This window comes from Aquimarina sp. TRL1, assembly GCF_013365535.1.
Classification (GTDB): Bacteria; Bacteroidota; Bacteroidia; order Flavobacteriales; family Flavobacteriaceae; genus Aquimarina; species Aquimarina hainanensis.
Map to the genome: position 1 here is coordinate 4260476 of NZ_CP053590.1, position 14665 is coordinate 4275140.

The window sequence follows — 14665 nt, forward strand, 5'->3', positions numbered from 1 at the left end:
TTGTATCATGTTTTTAAAAATTAAAATAGGGCTATTGATTAGCCTGGGAATTATCAGCAGTCTAGAAGGACAAACTTCCGAAACGTCTGTGGAGAAGGAAGAGGAAGCGTCAAATGCGTATCAGGGATTTTGTACAGAAATGCCCTCATTTACGACGGGTCAGTTGATTCATTTTGCTATGGACAAGAAAATCCAAAAAGATGCTATAACCGCTGGTTATAAGAATAGCTGGAGCACATTCTATAACTGGAGAAAACGGAATGTGACACCAGAAAAAGGAGTGGCTGTAATGATGGAAGAATATCAAAAAGAAGTTATGAAAGAAGAAGATATTTCCGAAGTATATAAAACGATGTATCAGCTAAAGGCTGTTATATTAAATGATCAGATATGGAATAAAAATAAGCTGAAAGTTCGGTTTATTGATGGAGATAAAAATAATATAAAAAGAGTAATTAAATATGCCCGGGAGTGGGAGAGGTATTGCAACGTACGATTTCGTTTTATAGAAAGAGGAATGGCAGATATAACGATTACTTTTGAAGATGAAGGGTACTGGTCATTTATAGGAAGTAATTCAAAAGATAAGGTACCTTCGATGAGTCTCTCTTCAATAGAAAGAGAAAATACAGCTAATTTTCGGGGAATTGTCTTACATGAATTTGGTCATGCATTAGGGTTAATTCACGAGCATCAGGGACCTGCATTCACCTACGAATGGAATACAGAGGAAGTGTATGCATATTATAAGGACAAACATGGCTGGGAAGAAGAAGAAACTTATAATAACGTACTGTACAGATACAATTTTGACCAGGTAACAAGAGAAGATACCACTCCTTTTGACCCGAAATCTATTATGATCTATTATATCCCGAAAAAGTTATTAAAAAATACAAGTCACACTTTTCATAGAAATAATGAACTGTCGGAAAAAGACAAACAATTTATACGAAGAAAATATTGAGGTAATTTGCTGTTTATAAAGGAAATATGATGAAATATTTTTCTGATAGGAATATAGTATGTTTATAAATCTTAAAACCAATATACTAATATGACACAGACAAAATTAATAGACAGTATTGCCAAAGCGATTCATAGTAATCCGGCATTTGTAGAGATCGAAGCAGGATATAGTTTTTACAACCCGAGTTCAGTAAATGGTCCTTTTGGAAAATTTGACCTTCAGATATTTTCTGATAACACTGTTTCAGGAACAATGGACATCCAAACTATTTGGGGGTTGGGTACTACTACCAAATTACAATTATCAGGAACATATAAGGAAAAAGCAAACCAGCATTATTTTAAGTTGATAGGCAAAGGGTATGAAAGTGCTAACCTGGGAAAGAAAAAACACTATGTAGAAATGGAAGTATCGATAGAAATAGAAGCAAATTGGGAAAAAGGAAAAGTAGCTTTTGGCGTATCATTACCAGAAGTGTTTGGAGGACTGCCCGCCAAAATGGTCTATTTCAGGCAACCCAATTAAAGTAATAAAAAAGAAGCATTGAAGAAGTCCAATGCTTCTTTTATTGGATTCTTCATTATTTTTTTATTTATTTGATATGTCAAATATATGTATGTCAAACAAATGAATTATGGAGATTCCTTCTAAGACTATTTTTTACCTGATTGAGAAAGCAATTAAGGAGTACAGGAAGTTTGCCCTTAAGAATATCAGAGCTCAGGTTTCGGATATAACGATTGATCAATCCTTATTATTAGCTTTTAAACAGAAGTATCCGGAATACTCACAGCAAGAAATAGCTGAGTTGATTTTTAAGGATAATGCCTCGGTTACAAGAATGATAGAGTCGATGGTAGGCAAAGACTATCTGCGGCGGGAAATTCATGCGGCAGATCGAAGAAAATATGATCTTCAGATTACTGAAAAAGGAGCAGAGGTGTTAGCGCTTATAGGACCAGTTATTATAGCCAATAGAGAAGAAGCTTTAGAAGGGATATCTGAGGAAGCTTTAGAGAACTTAGAAACTACTTTACAAAAAATCATAACAAATTGCCTTCAATTTCAAATAAATAAGCATGATGATTAGAAAAATAAGCCTATATCTGTTCTTATTGATCACGTTTAATAATATTGGGCAGGAGTCAAAAGATCAACTTACAGTAGAAGAGAAAAAAGAAGTAATCCAGGGTATTCAGCGTATTTTAGAAAAGAATTATGTTTTTCCTGAGGTCGCTAATGATATTAATAAATTATTAGAGAAGAAGCTCCATGGATATCTCGATATCTCCTCTGGGACAGCATTCACAAATGCATTAATACAAGATATACGATCGATCAATCATGATCAGCATTTAAATATTTATTATACACCAGAAAGCGCAGGTAACACGGAGTTAATAATAGTGCCTTCTGGAGATATAGAAAGAGGAAAAAGTACGAATTACGGTTTCCCGGAGGTACGGATTTTAGAGGGGAATGTCGGTTATGTAAAGTTGATAAACTTCTCGATAGGAGATCAGGTAGAAGCAGCGATGAAAAGTGCTACACATGCGATGAATTTTATACAAAATTCAGACGCTTTTATTTTTGATTTGAGGAATAATCCCGGGGGGAGTACATTGCAGACACTGTATGTGCTGAGTTATTTTTTTGAAGAAGACCATAAAAAAATAGGAAGTTATTTTGACAGACCGTCGGGAGTTACAACCAGTTATAATACGGTAGCAGTACAAGGGGATAAGTTGACGGGAAGACCGGTTTACATATTGGTAAACGAAGAATCCTTTTCTGCTCCCGAAATGTTTGCATATACATTACAACAGTATAAAAAAGCAGTTATTATGGGAACCAAAACGGGAGGGGGGGCTAATCCAGGCGAGAAAATCCGGATAAACGATCGTTTCTTAATTCATGTTTCTACAGGAAGAATCATCAATGAATTATCACAGACTAATTGGGAGCAGGTAGGGGTAACCCCTGATATTAAAGCAGGCGAAAAAGATATGATCCTGTCAGCACATATCAGAATTATAGAGAACATGTTGAATGCTGATACAGAAAATAAAGCCTATGCCAAACTGTTAAAAAAGCTAAAAGCCACGCAAGACCCCTTAAATATAAAAACGACTCTTCTGGATCAGTATACAGGTACCTACTCTCTGGAAGGAGGAAAAATAGTGACGATTAGCAGAGAATGTGGATCTCTCTACGGAAGAATGCAGGGAGATGAACACAAAATAAAATTAATAGCCTTATCAGCGCAAGTGTTTAAAGCAGTAGGAGTCGATGCAAAAATTGTTTTTGCAGAAGACCACGCAACAACAACTTCCCTCATATTTACCATAGGAGGATACGAAATGAAAGGACATAAGGTTCATTAATTTTCATAGCGGATCCATAAAGAAATAAAAAGACTTTTCTGCTGTATTGTTTTAGTAGATTCATAGCGAATAACCCCCGAAGAAATTTTCTATTCCAGTCTGTCGAATCTGTACTTCATATCAGTTCCGGAGAATTCTTCAAAGGAAATTCCTTCAAAATTTCCACTATCAGAAGGAGCGCTCTCGACTGCTGAGATTAGTTTTTTCTTAGTAACCCAGGTTGTCAGATAATAACTATCTTCTAAGTTAAACCCATTTATTCTATAAAGTTCTCGGTGTTCTTTGTCTAAATATCTGGGAGATTTGAACAGGATAGAATCGTTCGTATGTTGTATTACTTTGGCAGTAATATTTTGGTAATACTCCTTACAGGTAAAATAAAAAAGATAGCCTCTTTTCGGGTTTTCGATATACTCAATTCTTCGATCGATATACCTTTGATATGAGTCTGCCTCTCTTTTTTTATCCAAGTAATCATTAACCAAGCTAAAGCCTAGTATTGAAACTACCAGTACGGCTATTAAGATTAATATAGCGCGATATGTCCTTTTTTGAGATTGTATTTTTTCCTCTGGGGTCAGCACCTTTTTTTTCTTTAAAAAACTAAGTATAATGAGTGCTAGTCCTCCCACTAATATTCCTAAAAAGGCCCAAAGATATTTTTTCCTGTTCAGGTGTTTTGCATAATCATAGGCTGTTTTCATAGAAATAATGCTGATAATTATCTTGATAAAAACATTAAAAATGGACAGGAAGTCTATTTCTAAAGCAATTACAAGAATGGATAATGCAATGGAGATGACTAAAAAAAGTATTCCTAGTAGCAAGACAGAAGTTGCATTGCTTTTTGATTGCTCCGCATCGTGCTTTATTGTAGACTCATCTCCGTATTTAATGGTCGAAACATCGATATGCTCCCCGCGATTTTTAAGTATCTGGATAATGATATGAAGCACTGTTGGTCTGTATTCTCTACTATTTTCAGTAACAATCGTTTTTAGTTCTTCTGTAGATAACTTGGAATATTTTTTTTCAATATCGTGATTGGAATATCTAGGCATCGTATCGCTTTTTAAGTTGTAGGGGAAAAGATAGCCCTGTTATTAAGAACAATACACGCTAAGAAATTTTCATGGATGAATGGTTTAATCTTGTACGGTATATTATTTCCGGATAGGAGTAGCTACAATAAATTCTTTTTCCCAGGCTGTAATATACTCATTAATATCAAAATAATTATCAAAGTCATGGAGAGCTGTCTTTTCGTAGTATTGATTCAAGCTGTGTAAGAAGTCAGAAAGACCGGGAGCTATCACTGACCTGTCATCATCACTTTTCCAATACTCTATCAATTGCCCTTTTTCTCCCGTAAAGATGCCTTTTAGATCATAACAAATATGACTTCCCCCACCATTCGAAAAAATAGGTAACCAATGCTCGTTCCACCAGTTTTCAATAGTAAAATCATAACCGATCATTTCGGTTAGTTCGTTAGGTATTATTTAATCCAGTTTATAGGATTTGTTTTATCGAGGTAAATAATGGCATCAAAAGCTTTTCCCAACTCATTTGTTTCAATCGTATTATTTCTGGCTCTGGCACCGGCACCGCTTACAGTAGTTATAGGAGCTTCTAAGTACATTCTCAGTTCCGGATTTGTTTTAGCTTTTCTTAGTTTTAAGAATGTATTAGGTGTTCCCATTTGTTTTAAAGAGTAACTAAATGTGTTTTTTGGCACCTCCTTGTACATAAATGTTTTAAAATTCCAATTATTGGTCCTATTAGCATCAAAAGGATATGCGAGAAATTCTCCGGTACCGAAGTCCGTAGCAATAGCATAATAAGCTGATCCATACACTTTTCTTAATTGATGCCCTGCGACATCTACGATTCCATTGGAAACCCAATCACCAACATGACTGTTATGTGCCCAATAAAGGGCCTTTGATTTCTCTCCATGTAGGTTTAGAATCCATTGAATATTCTCAGCCATGTACATATCCCGAAGGTCGTGTTTTCGTTGTACTGTAGTTTGATGTATGGCGGTAACAAATTGCCCTAATACCATAATATGTTGATAAGCAATATTAAATTTTCGTTCTGAGGTTTTGCGGATAAATTCTTCATAGTTGTTTTCAAAATGCTTTTTTAGCTTTATATACGAAAGGTAATAATCAGTTTTTTCACTGTCTTCAATCGATTGCCAAATATGTTTTTCGAAACCATCAATTTGATATTCAGAACCAACATTAGACAAGTATTCTCTGATCCTGTTTATATCTGCCAGTACAATTTGCATTTCACAACCGTACAGATGGATTTTATCGAGGTGATTTTGATTGTATTCTTTTAATTGGTTCATTAGCTCTATAAACTCTTTAGTCTCATATCGCCAGCTGGTATTATGATTGTCCAGAATGCTTTTCAGGTCATCTCGTTTTCCCTGTATATAATCATTCAGGTATTGACCTTCTCCGAAACCAGTTTCTATAATACATATTTTGAATCCTTGTTTTTCGGATAAATAATGCATCAATTCTTTAGCAAGAATAGTGAACTCCGAAGTTCCATGTGTGTCTTCTCCATACCCTACAATTCGGATATCGGTTAATTCATTATCGAGAAATGAAAAAGAATCCGCCGTTAAATGATCAAATCCAATGGCGTATTTTTTTAAGACATCGGTATGTTGTGCGTTACTAAGAATGGTAGTACACAGGGTAAAAAAGAATACTATTTTATAATTCATCTCTATATTTTTTATAGGGTAATAAAGTTTATTGTATGTGTCATATTAGGGAAAATATTACCCGTTTATTTATATTTTTTTGGCTGCATCAATAGTTTAAAACTAGCTGTTTTTGGATGCGAATTTTATTTTAACAAGCTCTCTATAACGTTCTCCAATAGGAATTTCAATCGCTCCGATTTCTATATCATATTTGGTGAAAGCTGTTATCTTATGGGTATTAACAATATAAGAACGGTGTACCCGGAGAAAATAACTGTCTAATAGTTCTTCAAAAGAGGATATACTATACTTAATAAGATGTGTTTTGTGTTCTGTTGTAATTTTAATGTAATTTTTGACACTTTCGATATACAAAATATCATCAAAAATGATTTTAACCTGTTTTCGGTTTTCAGTTACAAAAAGGTAGTTTTTATCAAGAGGTTGTCTGGGTTCATTTACGATCTCCTTTTTTCCGTTTTCGAGTATTAAAAATTTATCGATGGCTTTTAGAAAACGGGGAAATGTTATGGGCTTTACCAGGTAATCAACAGCATTTAACTCGAATCCCTCTACAGCATATTCTCTATAGGCAGTCGTAAATATTACACTGGGTTTCTGTAGGAGGTTTTTATAAAAGTCAGTACCGATCAAAACGGGCATTTCTACGTCCAGAAAGAGTAAATGTATGGGGGTTGATGTTAGTATTCTGCTCGCCTCGATAGCACTCTTGCATGAGGCGACTACTTCAAAATCTTCTATTTTAGACAGGTGATTTTCAATAAGCTGTCGTGCTAATTTTTCATCGTCAATGATTAGACATTTATACATGCAATTACTGTTTTTTAAGCTTTAAATTTACAGAAAAACTGGTTGAATTTTGTTCAATCGTTAGCTCATGAGTATTCGGATATAATAAAGCGAGTTGTTGTTCAACGTTGGTTAGACCTATTGATTTTTTCTTAGCGGATACTTCGGTATTTGATACAGGTTTGGTATTAAAAACATGAAAGAGAATAGTATCTTTGTCAGACGATAAACTAATTTTTAATGTTGCTATTTCTAGTTCTTGACTTACACCATGTTTAAAAGCATTTTCTACAAATGTCAATAATAATAAAGGGGCAATCTTACTACTTTCATTGATTGAATTTTTAAAAGAGATTAAAACCCTGTCCTCATAACGTATCTGTTCCAGCGCCAGATAGTTTTCAATAAGTTCAATTTCTTTTTGGATGGGAACAAACTTCTTATCACTACCATATAATATATAATCCAGGATATCGGATAGTTTTTCGATAATTCCAGGAACTTTATCAGATTTTTCTATTGACAGGGTATACAGATTATTTAGGGTATTAAACAAAAAATGAGGGTTTAACTGATGTTTCAGCATTTTTAATTCCACTATTTTTTTCTGTTCCCTGATTTTGGACAGTTTATATTGGTTTTCATAAAAGCGTAAGGCTACCAAAAAGAATAAGGGTTGCAGGTAAAATAAGGGGAGATGAAGAAAAATAGTTTTTATATCGAGCATCCGTTGCCAAAAGGTAAGATGGCCACTTTTCTCCAAAAAAGCGCTGTAACAATGAGGGTAAGCAATTTCAAGAAAAAACATTCGTACGGTAACATAGCATAAGTTGATAAAGAAAAACAGGAACACCACTGAGAGTATCAGTTGAATAACATTCTTGTTTTTTTGATAATCTGGTACAATACGATATAATATGCTATAGGCTATCATGATTTGAAAAAGTACGTGAAAGGCATAGGTAACCACAATTTCCTCTGTAGTATCAAAGCGCTCTCTTGCAGATGTGGTGTAAAACAGGAAAACAATTACCCAAAACAGTATGTGTTTATAAACCGGTTTATCTAATGTTTTAAAAAAACGCTTCATATAAGAGAAATATGTTCCATAGAATCAAAGAATAATGTACCGCTGTATCTGTATCGTATAACGCTATAAAAATACAGCATTTTGTTACGATTTATTTATAAAAGTACCATAAAGTACAGAAGCATTATTGATTTGTATACGAACATGCTATCAGTGGATACAAACACGGAAAAATCAATTATAAACCCATTTTCTAAAGGTATGTATACAAGAGATACAGATTAGTCCTCTTTTATGGATTACAGTGTATTAGTGCCATAGTTTTGAATAACAAAAACAATTACACATATGAGAGTTATTCTAATTGTATTGCTATTGACAGTCTGTTCCGTATCATTAGGAATATCACAAGAAGCGGGTTTTACCAAAAGATTAAAAAAACCCAGATTGGTAAAACTATGGGAAACCGATACGGTGTTGAAAGATGTGGAATCGGCAATATATGATAGTACAAATCAGGTTATATATGCTACGAGTATCAATGGTCATTGGCTAAAAGCGAATGGAAAGGGGTTTATAAGTAAAATAGGGTTGGATGGAAACATTACATGTCATAAATGGATCGATGCTATAGAAGGACCAACAGGTACTGCTATGTATAACAATAAATTATATGTAGCGGATTTTGATACGATTTTAGAAATCGATATTAAAACAGCCACTATTACTAACAGTCATAAGATCCCGGCTACAGAACGAATTAATGATCTTACTGTTGCTGAAGACGGAACCTTGTATGGAAGCGGTACGAAAAGCGGAAAATTGATTGCTTTACAAGACAATAAAGCAACTGTTATAGCTTCTGATCTGGAATGGCCTAATGGCTTGTTGTACGAAAAAGACAAGCTACTGATTGGTTTAGGAGATAATACCGTAATCGATTATAATGTAAAGACAAACAGCTCTAACGTACTGACCAAAGATATTTCGAATCCCGACGGAATTGTAGCAATTGGAAATGGAGACTATTTGATTTCAAGCTGGCAAGGGATGATTTATTATGTTACCAGTAACGGAGATAAAATCCTGTTGCTAGATACCGTAGAAAAGAAAGAAAATGCTGCTGATATCACATATATTCCTTCATTGAGGATGGTATTAGTACCAGCAATGTTACAACATAAATTAATCGCTTATACCCTGATCGATGAAGACTAAAATATACATATCTTTACTGCTTGGCAATTTTTATTTCTGTGGAATTTCTCAACAAAAAGCCATTCCTTTTATTGAACAAGCTGCAAAAATAGATGGGGCTTTAAACGAGTCAGTATGGAAACAAGCAGCGTTATTTACGGAGTTTAATAATTATTACCCAAATGATGAGGGCAAGGCAGATCACATTACTACAGTCAGAGGGTATCACGATCGCAAAAATTTGTATATAGGAGTTGAATATTACGATACGAACGCTTACAATAAAATTAGTACCTTAAAGCGAGATAATCACGGAGATGCCGTTGTCAGCAGTGATGCTTTTGGAATAATTCTAGATCCTTTCAATACAGAAAACAACGGGTATTATTTTACCTTAAATGCAGCCAACACACAGGTAGATGCGTTGATAGAGTTTAATGGAACTGATTATAGTTTTAATGAAAGCTGGAATGCAGTTTGGAAATCTGAAACGGCGGTAGAAGGAACTAAAAAAATATACGAAATAGAGATTCCTTTTAAGGCACTAAATTTTGATGTGGATAATACTACCTGGGGGATTCAATTTTTTTACCGGGATTTTAAAACGAATCAGTGGATGACCTATACGGATATGCCTCGTAACTTTTTTCAGTTTGATTTGCGTTTTACAGCAGATGTACTAATGGAGCAGCTTCCAAAAGCAACAATATCCAGGTTTATGTTTGTGCCATCAGGCACATATAGCTATCAGAAAGATATTACTACTCATACAGATAAATCAAACTTCAAACCCAGCCTGGATGCGCAATACAATCTAACTTCATCCCTGCGGTTAGATGCGACTATAAATCCGGATTTTTCGCAGATAGATGTTGATCAGCAGGTGGTGAACTTAACCCGTTTTGCGATTAATTTTCCCGAGCGAAGGAATTTCTTTTTAGAAAACAGTGATTTATTTAATAATCTGGGAACATTTGATGTCAATCCATTTTATTCAAGAAGGATAGGAGGAACCACCGATATGCAATTTGGAGTAAAACTTTCAGGAAATATAACTCCTGATACTCGTATAGGAATACTAAATGCACAAACCGAAAAAAGCACAGATCATGAAGCACAAAATTATGCTGTTTTTGTAGCCCGGAAAAAGCTGTCCCGCGATTTTACAACTACTGCGTATTGGGTAAACAGACAACAGACAGATAGATTTGATATACTCAATACTTATAATAGGGTATTGGGAGTGAACCTGAATTACAGATCAAAAAATAAGCTGTGGTCTGCACAAACAAATTATGGAAAAAGCTTTAGTAGTAACATACATAATAAAAATGACTTTTTTAATATTGAAGGACAATATAATACCCGGGAAACCTATGCTAAAGCAGCCTTAAAAACGGTAGATAAAAACTTTATTACAGATGTAGGGTTTACTCCAAGACTATATAATTATGATGCTATCAAAGGAGAAGTGATTAGAGATGCTTATGTAGATTCGTATTTCGTTTTTCAAAAAAACTATTACCCGGTAACATCTGAGATAATAGATCGTTATCGATATCTTTCTGTTAGTAACGATGCGTTTTGGGATCATGAGGGGACACTTACAGAGATGACTACAGTTATAGGAAATTCAGTTTGGTTCAAAAAGAACCTGTCCTCATTATATCTCAATGTATCACATGGGTATTTTAACCTTACGTATGGTTTTGATATCTTGAATAATGGGAATCCAATTCTACCGGGTGTTTATAACACTCTTGATATAAAGACCGGCTATAACAACCGGTTTAGTAATCAAAATTTTTATTACGAAGCAGCACTTTTTTATGGAGGCTATTTCAATGGTAAAAGGAGGGGAATGGAGACGACTTTGGGATATCGGCTATTGCCGTTTGCACAGTTCAATATCAATTATTCTCTGAATCATATCGATCTGGAAGCTCTTGGAAATGCAGTGTTTCATTTAGTGCGTTTTACGGGAGAAGTGTTTCTTAATAATCGTATAAACTGGACTACCTATGTACAATACAATACGCAACTTAATAGTTTTAATATCAATAGTCGATTACAATGGGAGTATCGTCCTTTATCCTATTTGTATTTAGTTGCTACGGATAATTTTAACAAACAAATAGCACGTACCAATTGGGGAGTAGCAATAAAGGCTAATTATCGATTCGATCTATAGGCAACCTTCGCATCCGGGTATATTCTTTTGGAATTGTGCAGGTATTTGAGGTGTAACTAGTAGTAGAATATATTTTATGAGTTTGTTTTAATTGTACATACTGCCATAGCAAGGGGATGAATCAACGTGAGATTACTTCAGTATAACTGCTTAATAAGACAACCTCATGTTCAAGACCAAGTCCAATATCTGTAATTTCCCCATCGTGTTTCCATGTTAATTCATAAAATCCAGCGGTAAACACAATCGTTAGATGTAGTGTAGGTATTGCCATCAGTACTGTGATATATTATTTCGAAGGTTCCTTCAAATTTTTTGCTTTCATTTACAGGGGTTAGTCTTTTTCCGATACCAAGTCCTTGTTCAGTGCTGTCATTTTTTTTAGATACCCACCGAGCTTCAATACCATGATTTGTCAGGGTGTATACTACACATCCGAGGTTTACATTTATTGTATTCATTTTGCAGTAAATTATGATACAGCGGATTTATAATTTCCTAAAAAAGGAGTACAACCATTTGAAATATGTCGCTTCCTAATTTTTTTTTAAAACGGGGTATCCAAAAATACAAGAATCATTTGATACCCCAACTGGTAGCATGTGTACTATAGTACGCAGTTTTTATTGAGGGAATAAGGTGTCTACAATTACTTTGGCAGCAATTTTACTTCCTCTTAATGAAGGGTGAAAGCCATCAGGACCGTAGTATTCTCTGCGCTTGGTATCATCAATATATGCTTTCCATACAGCACCAACAGGAAGTAGGATCGAATTGTTGGTGGTAGCCCCTTCTTTATAATTCTCAATAACCGCCTCAAAAGTATGATAGTATGTCAAAGAAGGCCAGACAGTAAAGTAACATAGCTTTGACTCATTTGTATCACATAATGTTTTATATTTTTTTCCATAATCAATAAGCATTTTTCTTCCGTTACTTCGAGAAGAGGGACCTTGCTGAATAATTACAAAGTTATACTTCCTGTTAGCAATTAGTCGCTGGATTTGTTTGTCATTCCAATGGTCCTCGATTGAATAATTCGGATAAGCAACCATCTTTGTTTTGATACGGATTCCTTTTTGTTTACCGTACTTCTTTACTAATTGAGGCAAATTGTTTGTATAAGTAAGGCTATTTCCGATAAATAATATCGTATAAGAAGAAGTCGCATTGTGGTTTTCAGATTGCCCATAGATATTAGAATGGGTGCTTAACACTACTGCGACAAACAAAAAGAATAATTTTTGCATATTTAGGGTATTAATGGTTACTATCAGTGCGTATAGGTAGTAAAGTGTTATAAAATGTTACGAAGTATGAAGGTTTATTTTGTGTTAATTATTTTTTAAGAATAGGGTATTTGGTCTTTACAACATCGTTTGTTATAAAATTATTCAAGATTCCTTCGTACAATTTCAGCTCCGGTCTCACCAAAATATTCAGATATGATCTTTTGCCATAAGACCATTCCATTTTCAGAATTGGAAAATAATACAAGACCGTCTTTAGAGTTTTTGAAAAGGATAGCTATTGTTTTGGTACCATAATCCCCTCCGGTATGCATAACTGCAGTTTCATGCTGAGGTAAATCAGGAAGCAGTTGCATTCCTAGACCCCATTCAATCCCATCTTTTTCATGTGCGTGTGGTTTTAGAAATTCGTTGTATAGCGCAGCTGATAAACCAGCTCCTTTTGAAACGTACACCAAAAACTTAGAATAATCTTCTACTGTTGTTAGTAAATTAGCAGCAGCATTGGCATGTGTATACTTTTCATAGGGTATAGGTTTCCCATATTCATCATGTTCAACAGCATACATATTTTCATCGACAGCATTGGACCAATAGAAATGAGTGGTATGCATGCCTAGTGGGTCAAATAATACTTTCTTAGCAATTTCCTCAAATGGTTGTTGAAATTTTTTTTCTATGGCTTTTCGCAAATATTCAAATCCTTCTCCGGCGTATTGCCATTTTGTACCAGGCTCAAATTGAAAAGATAATTGCTTACTATCAGTTAAATATCTCCAATTCGGAAAACCTGATTGATGCGCTAAAATATGTCTTGTTGTTAGTGTATTCAGGTACTTACTCGTTCTGATATCATCATCTATATAATAAGTGGCAACGGGGCTATCTAAACTCCACTTTCCCTGATCAATTAATTGTAAAACAACAAAAGCGGTAATCGGTTTGGTCAAGGAGGCTACTTTATAAATACTGTGATTAGAAATTGCTTGATGCCGTTTTTGATTACCAAATGCTCGTATCTGTTGGATTTTTCCATTTTTTATAACTCCCAGTGCTATGGATGGAATTTTATGTTTTTCTAATAAGCGCTCAATTTCTTTATCACTGTCAAAAAGAGGATATACATAATCGGCAGTAAATTTTGATCCATACTCTTTTACAGGAGGTTTATGTTCGTAACTTATTATTCGCTTTATCTTCCATTGTTCGTTTTCTAAAATCCAGGTATGAATAAATCTTCCTCGCTCGGTAGCATACAGTTTTTTATTAGGTTCTTTGATGTAAAAAATATGATCACCAGTTTGTACGGCACCGTATATTTCTCCATTATTTTTTAGTGGAAATACATTGAGTGTTTCAGAAACTAATTTTCTGATAGGTTTGAAATTTGGATTCGAACAAATACTACTTGTAAACGATTTGTAAAATTGCTCTAAGTTTTGAGCCCCGTTCTGATCGTGAAAAAAATCTAAATCCTTATGAAGTACTTTTTCTAAAGCAAGATAATTACAGGTATTAAACCCTTCTTCGAATAGCAAGCTATCAGCTTTTTTAAGTGCTATAAACAAAGGGCTGTCATTAGCTACTTGTGCTGCACTATTTTTTATTCCTAGTATTAATGCGATTGCAAAAAATAAAGTGGATGTTTTCATTGTCAATTTTAATTAATATCTGAGGTTTCAAATCTCGAAATACCAATTTAAAAAACACAGATTTATCACCTGACAATTAAATGACAGTTTCCTGACACAGTGTTTATATATTTGAAAATAAGTGTTTTGTGTGTAAGGGTGTTTTTGAATAATAAAATAGAATTCTTATTTGATTTATAGAATCATTAAAAGATGAGGAACGTTTTTTTCTAAAAAAATGATTACCTGATCAGTACTAATAATAGGTGAGAAGTGAGTTTAAAAAGAGCTGTTTTTATCTTTTCAAAACCATTAAATAAGCACTTTAAAAGTGCTTATTAAAGCCTTAAAAATGGAACTAAAATTCATTTTTCAGTAAGTTATTTCTTATTTTTTTGATACAAAAAAAGTGATCTACATCAATTGACCAGGTGTTGTACAACAAAAAAAAGTGAACTGAGTTCAATTTAT

At 34.2% G+C, this 14665-nt stretch carries 14 protein-coding genes; 6 read left to right on the plus strand and 8 right to left on the minus strand.

Features of this window, described 5'->3' with window-relative positions; genetic code table 11:
* The first annotated feature begins 7 nt into the window (after positions 1-7).
* The 4 genes from HN014_RS17505 (at position 8) to HN014_RS17520 (ending at position 3354) form a co-directional block, all read left to right on the plus strand.
* A complete protein-coding gene (locus HN014_RS17505) occupies positions 8-967 on the plus strand; it encodes a M12 family metallopeptidase (RefSeq protein ID WP_176030140.1) in 960 nt (319 codons plus the stop codon).
* A 90-nt stretch (positions 968-1057) separates the two neighbouring features.
* Positions 1058-1495, plus strand: coding sequence for a hypothetical protein (locus tag HN014_RS17510; RefSeq protein ID WP_176030141.1), 438 nt, complete (start codon positions 1058-1060; stop codon positions 1493-1495).
* Between the two features lie 109 nt (positions 1496-1604).
* On the plus strand, positions 1605-2060 hold the full coding sequence (locus HN014_RS17515) for a MarR family winged helix-turn-helix transcriptional regulator (protein ID WP_176030142.1): 456 nt from the start codon (positions 1605-1607) through the stop codon (positions 2058-2060).
* The gene (locus tag HN014_RS17520; RefSeq protein WP_176030143.1) at positions 2050-3354 is read left to right on the plus strand and encodes a S41 family peptidase; all 1305 of its coding nucleotides are present in this window, start codon (positions 2050-2052) and stop codon (positions 3352-3354) included. Before HN014_RS17515 ends, HN014_RS17520 begins: the two co-directional genes overlap by 11 nt.
* An 89-nt stretch (positions 3355-3443) precedes the next feature.
* Here the strand turns inward: HN014_RS17520 and HN014_RS17525 are convergent, their stop codons facing one another.
* The 5 genes from HN014_RS17525 to HN014_RS17545 form a co-directional block, all read right to left on the minus strand.
* Positions 3444-4415: a hypothetical protein gene (locus HN014_RS17525; RefSeq protein ID WP_176030144.1), complete on the minus strand. Its 972-nt coding sequence runs from the start codon at positions 4413-4415 to the stop codon at positions 3444-3446.
* A 102-nt stretch (positions 4416-4517) separates the two neighbouring features.
* Positions 4518-4832, minus strand: a complete 315-nt coding sequence (locus HN014_RS17530) for an SMI1/KNR4 family protein (protein ID WP_176030145.1) — start codon at positions 4830-4832, stop codon at positions 4518-4520.
* A 20-nt stretch (positions 4833-4852) separates the two neighbouring features.
* Entirely contained in the window at positions 4853-6103 is a 1251-nt protein-coding gene (locus HN014_RS17535) for an erythromycin esterase family protein (protein ID WP_176030146.1), read from the minus strand.
* A gap of 102 nt (positions 6104-6205) precedes the next feature.
* Complete coding sequence (locus HN014_RS17540; protein WP_176030147.1) at positions 6206-6916, minus strand: LytTR family DNA-binding domain-containing protein; 711 nt, start codon at positions 6914-6916, stop codon at positions 6206-6208.
* Between the two features lie 4 nt (positions 6917-6920).
* On the minus strand, positions 6921-7985 hold the full coding sequence (locus HN014_RS17545) for a sensor histidine kinase (RefSeq protein WP_176030148.1): 1065 nt from the start codon (positions 7983-7985) through the stop codon (positions 6921-6923).
* Between the two features lie 288 nt (positions 7986-8273).
* On the opposite strand from HN014_RS17545, the gene HN014_RS17550 reads away from it, so the two are divergent.
* Complete coding sequence (locus HN014_RS17550) at positions 8274-9143, plus strand: hypothetical protein (protein WP_176030149.1); 870 nt, start codon at positions 8274-8276, stop codon at positions 9141-9143.
* Entirely contained in the window at positions 9133-11313 is a 2181-nt protein-coding gene (locus tag HN014_RS17555) for a carbohydrate binding family 9 domain-containing protein (RefSeq protein ID WP_176030150.1), read from the plus strand. Before HN014_RS17550 ends, HN014_RS17555 begins: the two co-directional genes overlap by 11 nt.
* A gap of 221 nt (positions 11314-11534) precedes the next feature.
* Here HN014_RS17555 and HN014_RS17560 read toward each other — a convergent pair whose 3' ends face one another.
* From HN014_RS17560 to HN014_RS17570, 3 genes are all read right to left on the minus strand, one after another.
* The gene (locus HN014_RS17560) at positions 11535-11774 is read right to left on the minus strand and encodes a hypothetical protein (RefSeq protein ID WP_176030151.1); all 240 of its coding nucleotides are present in this window, start codon (positions 11772-11774) and stop codon (positions 11535-11537) included.
* Positions 11775-11936: 162 nt separating this feature from the next.
* A complete protein-coding gene (locus tag HN014_RS17565; RefSeq protein ID WP_176030152.1) occupies positions 11937-12563 on the minus strand; it encodes an SGNH/GDSL hydrolase family protein in 627 nt (208 codons plus the stop codon).
* 140 nt (positions 12564-12703) lie between these two features.
* Positions 12704-14215 (minus strand): serine hydrolase, encoded by a 1512-nt coding sequence (locus HN014_RS17570; RefSeq protein ID WP_176030153.1) that lies wholly within the window; start codon positions 14213-14215, stop codon positions 12704-12706.
* Positions 14216-14665: the final 450 nt, after the last annotated feature.

Coding starts and splice junctions, on each gene's coding strand:
- HN014_RS17560 (WP_176030151.1), bottom strand. CDS start 11,774: ATGAATACAATAAATGTAAACCTCGGATGTGTAGTATACACCCTGACA.
- HN014_RS17555 (WP_176030150.1), top strand. CDS start 9,133: ATGAAGACTAAAATATACATATCTTTACTGCTTGGCAATTTTTATTTC.
- HN014_RS17510 (WP_176030141.1), top strand. CDS start 1,058: ATGACACAGACAAAATTAATAGACAGTATTGCCAAAGCGATTCATAGT.
- HN014_RS17520 (WP_176030143.1), top strand. CDS start 2,050: ATGATGATTAGAAAAATAAGCCTATATCTGTTCTTATTGATCACGTTT.
- HN014_RS17545 (WP_176030148.1), bottom strand. CDS start 7,985: ATGAAGCGTTTTTTTAAAACATTAGATAAACCGGTTTATAAACACATA.
- HN014_RS17530 (WP_176030145.1), bottom strand. CDS start 4,832: ATGATCGGTTATGATTTTACTATTGAAAACTGGTGGAACGAGCATTGG.
- HN014_RS17525 (WP_176030144.1), bottom strand. CDS start 4,415: ATGCCTAGATATTCCAATCACGATATTGAAAAAAAATATTCCAAGTTA.
- HN014_RS17570 (WP_176030153.1), bottom strand. CDS start 14,215: ATGAAAACATCCACTTTATTTTTTGCAATCGCATTAATACTAGGAATA.
- HN014_RS17515 (WP_176030142.1), top strand. CDS start 1,605: ATGGAGATTCCTTCTAAGACTATTTTTTACCTGATTGAGAAAGCAATT.
- HN014_RS17550 (WP_176030149.1), top strand. CDS start 8,274: ATGAGAGTTATTCTAATTGTATTGCTATTGACAGTCTGTTCCGTATCA.
- HN014_RS17505 (WP_176030140.1), top strand. CDS start 8: ATGTTTTTAAAAATTAAAATAGGGCTATTGATTAGCCTGGGAATTATC.
- HN014_RS17535 (WP_176030146.1), bottom strand. CDS start 6,103: ATGAATTATAAAATAGTATTCTTTTTTACCCTGTGTACTACCATTCTT.
- HN014_RS17540 (WP_176030147.1), bottom strand. CDS start 6,916: ATGTATAAATGTCTAATCATTGACGATGAAAAATTAGCACGACAGCTT.
- HN014_RS17565 (WP_176030152.1), bottom strand. CDS start 12,563: ATGCAAAAATTATTCTTTTTGTTTGTCGCAGTAGTGTTAAGCACCCAT.